We start from the raw sequence: 6,702 nt of genomic DNA, 5'->3' as shown, positions 1-6,702 counted from the left end.
CTCTTTTAACTCAATATCAAACTGGCTACGATAGGGCTGACAAAGACATAGAGAATACCGGTAACACCGATAGCCAAACCACCCATGGCTCCTGCTACAGAGCCATATCGAAAGGCTGTCCCTGTTCCGACTGCATGGCCTGTTCCTCCAAGGGAAAGACCAACAGCTACTGGGTCGTCAATTTTCAACCACTTCAAAAGGGTTGGTCCGATGACACTGGTTAAAATCCCAGTTGCCACTACAACCACCAAGGTCACGGTCGTCAGACCTTGCAATTTTTCTGTGATTCCCACTGCCATGGCGGTTGTTACTGACTTGGGAAAGAGAGAAATGGCTAGGAAAAAATCCATGCCAAAGATTTTGGCCACAAGGGCTGTGAAAGAGGTATTGACAACTACTGCTAGCAGACTACCAAAGAGAATACTCCGAGCATGGTGCTTCATCAAGTGAAAACTCTTATAAAGCGGAATCCCTAGAGCCACGGTCGATGGGACAATCAAGTTGTTCAGATAAACCCCACCTTGGTAGTAATCTTGGTAAGAAATACCCGTCACCTTTAGAAAGATGATAATGAAAATAGCTGACAAAAGCAAGGGCGTTGTCAAAGGATGGGGAAAACGTCTGTAAATCAGCATTCCCACTAGATAAGCTAGGATTGATAGGGCAAGCCCAAACAGGGGATTGGAAACAAATTCACTCATTTGGCATCTCCTTTCTCATAATCTCCTTCAAACCGTCGTTTGATAAACTGAACTGCCAAGGCTATGAGGATAATATTGATAACAGCTGCAAAAAAGACAATCAAAACAATTGGCAAAAGATAGGGAGCAATCACATCAAACTTCTCCATGATTCCCACTGCTGGCGGTAAAAAGAGAATGGTCATATTGGCCAGCAAGAAATTCCCCACCATGTTGACATGCCTAGTTCTCAGCCACTTGAATTGTAGGGCTAGAAAAAGAATAATCAAACCGATAATACTGCCTGGGATGGGCAAATGAAAGAAACTAGAGATTCCCTCTCCGATTAGAGAAATCACAAAGAGAATCATTAATTGAACATATAATTTCATCCTATACTCCACGAAATAGACTTCTTGCATACCAGTTTACTCTTTTTTCAGAAAATTTCAAGGAAATGCACAAGAGTCATTGAAAATTAGAGAAGAAAGGGGATACAAACAATTCTTGACTTGTGAAAACTGGCATGATTTAGGATAAGAGATGCCAGCGTCCTTCTTGCCAGCTTGATTTAAAAGTAGTATAATTATTGCATGCGCAATCATCTTGTAATGTGGAGACTGTCCGTTAATGGACAATCTTCTATTTACAACTCTAAAAAGAAAGGAGATACTATGACCTATTTGGAAAAATGGTTTGACTTCAATCGTCGTCAGAAAGAAATTGAAAGTCTCTTGGAAGAGACTATTGCCCAGCAGAGCGAGCAAAGTCTGACCTTGAAAGAATTCTACCTGCTCTACTATCTGGACTTGGCTCAAGAAAAATCTCTACGCCAGATTGACCTGCCAGATAAACTTCATCTGAGCCCGAGCGCTGTTTCTCGGATGGTGGCTCGCTTGGAAGCCAAAAATTGTGGTCTACTTAGTCGCATGTGTTGTGATCAAGATAGACGCTCTAGTTTTATCTGCCTGACAAGTGATGGGCAAAAGACACTGGCCACTCTACAAAAGGCTGTCGAAGCAAGCTTGGAAACTAGTTTGGATTTCTTGATTTAAGATGATTTCGAAAAAAAGTTGCGTGCGCAATCATTTTTCTTGACATTCTCTTTTACAAGGAGTAAAATAAAATCATCATTAAACAAAGGAGTTTTAAAAATGATTGAAATTACCTATCTAGATGCCAGCAAGAACGAAAGAACTGTGACTTTCGAATCTTATGACGACTTTGATCGTTCGCAACAAGCTTGCCTTATCGGCGTCGCAGACTACTACCCTGTCCAAAAATTAACCTACAACGGTCATGATTTGGACTACCATGGGACTTATGGAGATATCTTCTTCTATCTCAAGAAACAAGATTTAAGCCAATATAACTAAAAAAGGAGAAATACAATGGCAAAAGCAATTACAGATGCAACATTTGAACAAGAAACAAAAGACGGTTTGGTCTTGGTAGACTTTTGGGCAACTTGGTGTGGTCCATGTCGTATGCAAGGTCCAATCTTGGATAAATTGTCTGAAGAACTTTCAGAAGATGTCTTGAAAATCGTTAAAATGGACGTGGATGAAAATCCAAACACAGCTCGTGCTTTTGGAATCATGTCTATCCCAACTCTTCTCTTCAAAAAAGACGGCCAAGTTGTGAAACAAGTTGCTGGTGTTCACACAGCAGAACAAATCAAGGCCATCGTTGCTGAATTGAGCTAATCAAACGAGAGACCAAGTACTTTCTTTGGTCTCTTTTTTCTTGCTCTTTGCCATTTTTCAAAAAATATGCTAGACTGTAGATAGAATATTACGATGTTTGGGACATGCCATCGCTAAAAAAAACCTCTACTTGGTATTTTTTAGCTCCTTCAAGGGAGCTTTTTGCGTGCTCTGAACATTCCCCATTTTGGAAGGAGTACTATGAAACGTCAATCAGCCTTGGTCGTCTTTAGTGGCGGTCAAGATTCTACAACCTGCCTCTTTTGGGCTAAAGAACACTATGAAACCGTTGAAGCAGTCACCTTTGCCTACGGCCAACGCCATCACCTCGAAATTCAAGTCGCTAGAGAAATTGCTAAGGAACAGGGTATTCGTCATCATATCCTAGATATGTCTCTGCTGGGACAAATCACTGAAAATGCCTTGACTTCTGATCTAGAGATTGAGCAAAAAGAGGGGGAGGTTCCCAATACCTTTGTTGACGGTCGCAACCACCTCTTTCTATCCTTTGCGGCAGTCCTTGCTAAGCAACGAGGTATTAAAGATATCGTGACAGGTGTCTGCGAGACAGACTTCTCAGGATACCCCGATTGTCGAGATGTCTTTGTCAAATCCCTTAATGTTACCCTCAACCTTGCCATGGATTACGACTTTGTTATCCAAACACCTCTCATGTGGCTAGACAAGGCTGAAACTTGGAAATTAGCCGACCAACTCGGTGCCTTTGACTACGTTCGTGAAAAGACCTTGACCTGCTACAACGGGATTATCGGAAGTGGCTGTGGAGATTGCCCAGCCTGCCACCTACGTCAACATGGTTTAGATGTTTATCTCTCACAGAAAGGAGAGGACTAATGTTTTTTGCACCCAAAGAAATCAAACAGGAAACTGGGGAGTCTCTGGTCTACAATCCTCACAGAACCTTGGTATCAAAAGAGTTTACCTTCGATGCTGCCCACCATCTCTTTCACTATGAGGGAAAATGCAAATCCCTGCACGGCCACACCTATCATTTGCAGATTGCTGTCAGTGGATTTTTAGATGAACGGGGCATGACCTACGATTTCGGAGACATCAAAGCGATCTACAAGAACTACTTAGAGCCCCACTTGGATCATCGCTATCTCAATGAAACTCTTCCCTATATGAACACGACTGCTGAAAATATGGTTTACTGGATTTTCCAAACCATGAACCAAGAGTTGCCAGACGAGCGCGGTCTCCGTTTGGAATATGTTCGCCTCTATGAAACTCCGACTGCCTTTGCAGAGTTTAGACGGGAGTGGTTAGATGACTAGGGAACGTGTCCTCAAACTACCAGTTTTGGAAATTTTTGGTCCAACCTTTCAAGGCGAAGGCCGTGCAATCGGGCAGAAAACCATGTTTGTCCGCACTGCAGGTTGCGACTACCACTGCGACTGGTGCGATTCTGCCTTTACATGGGATGGCTCTGAAAAGCCAACTCGTATGACTGCTGACGAGGTCATTGCTGCCTTGGATAAATTAGGGAGCTACGACTATGTAACCCTATCTGGGGGAAATCCTGCTATCCTAGCAGCCAACATGGCTGAGCTGGTCACCAAACTCAAGGAACGTGGTGTTACTCTAGCTGTTGAGACCCAAGGCTCCCGCTGGCAAAATTGGTTGAAAGACATCGACCAGGTTACTCTGAGTCCAAAACCTCCTTCATCCAAGATGGAAGTCAACTTTGAGACCTTGGACTTTATCGTTTCCCAACTGGATCCAGACAAGGTCACCTTTAAAATCCCTGTCTTTGATGATGCAGATTTGGCTTTTGCCAAAGAAATTCAAGAACGCTACCAACCAGATGTCCTCTTCTTATCGGCTGGAAATCCTGAGCCCAAGGCCACAGGCAATATTATCCAAGATCAACTGGACCGTCTCAAAGAACTCTGGGAACGCATCGCTGCCGACGATAGCTGGGGCAATGTCCGCGTCCTTCCTCAACTCCATACCCTCCTCTACGATAACCAACGTGGTGTTTAAATTAGAAAGAAAAAATCATGTCACAACAAGAAGAAATGAAAAACCTAAGCCTCCTCGGCAACAAAGAAACCAACTACATTTTCGAATATCAACCAGAAGTCCTGGAATCCTTTGACAATCGTCATGTAGAAAATGACTATTTTATCAAATTTAACTGTCCTGAATTTACCTCACTTTGCCCAATCACTGCTCAGCCAGACTTTGCGACGATTTATATTTCCTATATTCCTGACAAGCTCTGTGTCGAGTCAAAATCCCTCAAACTCTACCTCTTTAGCTACCGAAATCATGGGGATTTCCACGAAAACTGTATCAACACCATCGGGAAAGACTTGGTCAACTTGCTAGACCCTCGCTATTTGGAGGTTTGGGGAAAATTCACTCCGCGCGGTGGCATCTCAATTGATCCCTACTACAACTACGGTAAGCCAGGAACTAAGTATGAAGGCTTGGCAGAACAACGCCTCTTCCAACACGACCTTTATCCAGAAAAAGTTGACAACCGTTAAACTCATACGAAAAAGCCCTGTTCCTCGAGATGAGGAGCAAGGCTTTTTGAGTTTCAATTATTCTTCTGTTCCAAGGAAGTTTTTTGCAACGAGGGCTGCAAGAACTCCACCAACAATTGGTGCAAGGATGAAAATCCATACTTGTTGAAGGGCTACGCCACCTACCAAGACAGCTGGTGCCAAGCTACGAGCTGGGTTTACTGAAAGTCCAGTGATGTTCAATCCAACAAGAATCATCGCCATCAATGACAAACCGATTACCAAACCAGCAATCGCGCCATTGCCCTTGCTTGCTGATGTCACAGTCATGATAACCAAGACAAACAAGAAAGTTGCGATGACTTCAAACAAGAAACCACCAAAGACAGTGACACCGTTTGCCAAGGCATTTTCACCAAGACTAGCAGTTGACATACCTGAGTTCGCCAAGAGGAAGAATACTGCAGCTGTCGCAAGGAAAGCTCCAACTACTTGTCCAAGGATGTAGTTTACAAGCTCTGAAGATGACAAACGTTTGTTAATAAACATAGCAATCGAAACCGCTGGGTTCAAGTGAGCACCTGAAATAGTTCCGATTGAGTAGGCTGCAACCACGATGGCTAAACCAAAGGCAAAGGCGATTCCAAGGTGACCTAGGCCATCAAGACCATTTCCAAAAACAACAGCTCCTGTTCCGACGAACACAAGCATGAAAGTACCGATTAACTCAGCGACAAATTTTTCATTTTCTTTCTCCTTTTTTAAAAACTAAATACCAGTCTATCAAAAGTAGGAAAGGGTTTCAAGAAAATTGTTTGGAAATTTTCGGGATAAAATTCTATAAAAACGGTAGTGTTTATTTGAAACATTTTTTTCAAAGGTGTATACTAATAGCGTAGTTTTGATAGGGTTTACAAAACCCATTATCGAAGCTTATTTGTAAACCTTTGCTGTTCTTTTATGAACGTTTGAATGGTATCGTGAATACCAAGGAGGAATCATATGTCTAAAGTTGCTATTGTCACAGGTGCAGGTCAAGGAATCGGTTTTGCAATCGCAAAACGATTGGTTCAAGATGGCTTTAAGGTAGGAGTCTTAGACTACAATCCTGAAACAGCTGAAAAAGCTGTTGCCGAATTATCAGCTGAAAATGCCTTTGCTGTCGTGGCCGATGTTTCGAAACAGACCGAAATTGCACAAGCATTTCAAAAGGTTGTTGACCATTTTGGTGATTTAAATGTTGTCGTAAATAACGCTGGTGTTGCTCCAACTACTCCTCTTGATACAATTACTGAGGAACAATTTACACGCACTTTCGGTATCAACGTTGGTGGTGTCATTTGGGGTTCACAAGCTGCACAAGCGCAATTTAAAGCACTTGGCCACGGAGGTAAAATTATCAACGCAACCTCTCAAGCTGGTGTAGTCGGTAACCCAAATCTAACTGTTTATGGTGGAACAAAATTTGCTGTTCGAGGAATTACGCAAACATTAGCACGTGATCTAGCAGACTCAGGCATCACTGTTAACGCCTACGCACCAGGTATTGTGAAAACACCAATGATGTACGACATCGCTCATGAAGTTGGTAAAAATGCAGGAAAAGATGACGAGTGGGGTATGCAGACATTTGCAAAAGATATTACTCTAAAACGTCTATCTGAACCAGAAGATGTGGCTGCTGCCGTCAGCTTCCTTGCAGGACCAGATTCAAACTACATTACAGGACAAACCATTATCGTTGATGGTGGTATGCAATTCCATTAAAATACAGGAAAAGAGGTTGGAAAATGATTCAACCTCTTTTATTAGTTTTCATTA

Annotated in this window: 11 protein-coding genes; 8 read left to right on the top strand and 3 right to left on the bottom strand. The window is 42.6% G+C overall.

Annotated features, from left to right (window positions below; genetic code table 11):
- Window positions 1-5: 5 nt before the first annotated feature.
- Both HMPREF1048_RS04710 and HMPREF1048_RS04705 read right to left on the bottom strand, forming a co-directional pair.
- Window positions 6-701 (bottom strand): LrgB family protein, encoded by a 696-nt coding sequence (locus HMPREF1048_RS04710; protein ID WP_001288943.1) that lies wholly within the window; start codon window positions 699-701, stop codon window positions 6-8.
- On the bottom strand, window positions 698-1,072 hold the full coding sequence (locus HMPREF1048_RS04705) for a CidA/LrgA family protein (RefSeq protein ID WP_000781323.1): 375 nt from the start codon (window positions 1,070-1,072) through the stop codon (window positions 698-700). The genes HMPREF1048_RS04710 and HMPREF1048_RS04705 overlap by 4 nt, the downstream gene beginning before the upstream one ends.
- A 282-nt stretch (window positions 1,073-1,354) precedes the next feature.
- Between HMPREF1048_RS04705 and HMPREF1048_RS04700 the strand changes: the two genes are divergently transcribed.
- From HMPREF1048_RS04700 to queF, 7 genes are all read left to right on the top strand, one after another.
- Window positions 1,355-1,735, top strand: a complete 381-nt coding sequence (locus HMPREF1048_RS04700) for a MarR family winged helix-turn-helix transcriptional regulator (protein WP_000221628.1) — start codon at window positions 1,355-1,357, stop codon at window positions 1,733-1,735.
- Window positions 1,736-1,834: 99 nt separating this feature from the next.
- Window positions 1,835-2,056, top strand: a complete 222-nt coding sequence (locus tag HMPREF1048_RS04695; protein ID WP_000570250.1) for a DUF4649 family protein — start codon at window positions 1,835-1,837, stop codon at window positions 2,054-2,056.
- 15 nt (window positions 2,057-2,071) lie between these two features.
- The gene (gene trxA / locus HMPREF1048_RS04690) at window positions 2,072-2,386 is read left to right on the top strand and encodes a thioredoxin (RefSeq protein ID WP_001029581.1); all 315 of its coding nucleotides are present in this window, start codon (window positions 2,072-2,074) and stop codon (window positions 2,384-2,386) included.
- 201 nt (window positions 2,387-2,587) lie between these two features.
- Window positions 2,588-3,241: a 7-cyano-7-deazaguanine synthase QueC gene (queC, locus tag HMPREF1048_RS04685; protein WP_000828770.1), complete on the top strand. Its 654-nt coding sequence runs from the start codon at window positions 2,588-2,590 to the stop codon at window positions 3,239-3,241.
- A complete protein-coding gene (queD, locus tag HMPREF1048_RS04680) occupies window positions 3,241-3,684 on the top strand; it encodes a 6-carboxytetrahydropterin synthase QueD (RefSeq protein WP_000464573.1) in 444 nt (147 codons plus the stop codon). The genes queC and queD overlap by 1 nt, the downstream gene beginning before the upstream one ends.
- Entirely contained in the window at window positions 3,677-4,393 is a 717-nt protein-coding gene (gene queE / locus HMPREF1048_RS04675) for a 7-carboxy-7-deazaguanine synthase QueE (RefSeq protein ID WP_000196460.1), read from the top strand. Before queD ends, queE begins: the two co-directional genes overlap by 8 nt.
- Window positions 4,394-4,410: 17 nt before the next feature.
- Window positions 4,411-4,902, top strand: coding sequence for a preQ(1) synthase (gene queF / locus HMPREF1048_RS04670; protein ID WP_000082588.1), 492 nt, complete (start codon window positions 4,411-4,413; stop codon window positions 4,900-4,902).
- A 57-nt stretch (window positions 4,903-4,959) separates the two neighbouring features.
- Here queF and HMPREF1048_RS04665 read toward each other — a convergent pair whose 3' ends face one another.
- A complete protein-coding gene (locus tag HMPREF1048_RS04665; RefSeq protein ID WP_000959998.1) occupies window positions 4,960-5,592 on the bottom strand; it encodes an MIP/aquaporin family protein in 633 nt (210 codons plus the stop codon).
- Window positions 5,593-5,883: 291 nt separating this feature from the next.
- On the opposite strand from HMPREF1048_RS04665, the gene HMPREF1048_RS04660 reads away from it, so the two are divergent.
- Complete coding sequence (locus HMPREF1048_RS04660) at window positions 5,884-6,648, top strand: (S)-acetoin forming diacetyl reductase (protein WP_000048149.1); 765 nt, start codon at window positions 5,884-5,886, stop codon at window positions 6,646-6,648.
- Window positions 6,649-6,702: the final 54 nt, after the last annotated feature.

The sequence above is a fragment of the Streptococcus mitis SK575 genome, assembly GCF_000257865.1.
GTDB lineage: Bacteria > Bacillota > Bacilli > Lactobacillales > Streptococcaceae > Streptococcus > Streptococcus mitis_CQ.
This window is presented reverse-complemented; position numbering and strand designations above follow the sequence as displayed.

Bases quoted from the DNA above. Each gene is read 5' to 3' on its own strand.
- HMPREF1048_RS04710 (WP_001288943.1), bottom strand. From the start codon at position 701: ATGAGTGAATTTGTTTCCAATCCCCTGTTTGGGCTTGCCCTATCAATC.
- HMPREF1048_RS04705 (WP_000781323.1), bottom strand. From the start codon at position 1,072: ATGAAATTATATGTTCAATTAATGATTCTCTTTGTGATTTCTCTAATC.
- HMPREF1048_RS04700 (WP_000221628.1), top strand. From the start codon at position 1,355: ATGACCTATTTGGAAAAATGGTTTGACTTCAATCGTCGTCAGAAAGAA.
- HMPREF1048_RS04695 (WP_000570250.1), top strand. From the start codon at position 1,835: ATGATTGAAATTACCTATCTAGATGCCAGCAAGAACGAAAGAACTGTG.
- trxA (WP_001029581.1), top strand. From the start codon at position 2,072: ATGGCAAAAGCAATTACAGATGCAACATTTGAACAAGAAACAAAAGAC.
- queC (WP_000828770.1), top strand. From the start codon at position 2,588: ATGAAACGTCAATCAGCCTTGGTCGTCTTTAGTGGCGGTCAAGATTCT.
- queD (WP_000464573.1), top strand. From the start codon at position 3,241: ATGTTTTTTGCACCCAAAGAAATCAAACAGGAAACTGGGGAGTCTCTG.
- queE (WP_000196460.1), top strand. From the start codon at position 3,677: ATGACTAGGGAACGTGTCCTCAAACTACCAGTTTTGGAAATTTTTGGT.
- queF (WP_000082588.1), top strand. From the start codon at position 4,411: ATGTCACAACAAGAAGAAATGAAAAACCTAAGCCTCCTCGGCAACAAA.
- HMPREF1048_RS04665 (WP_000959998.1), bottom strand. From the start codon at position 5,592: ATGCTTGTGTTCGTCGGAACAGGAGCTGTTGTTTTTGGAAATGGTCTT.
- HMPREF1048_RS04660 (WP_000048149.1), top strand. From the start codon at position 5,884: ATGTCTAAAGTTGCTATTGTCACAGGTGCAGGTCAAGGAATCGGTTTT.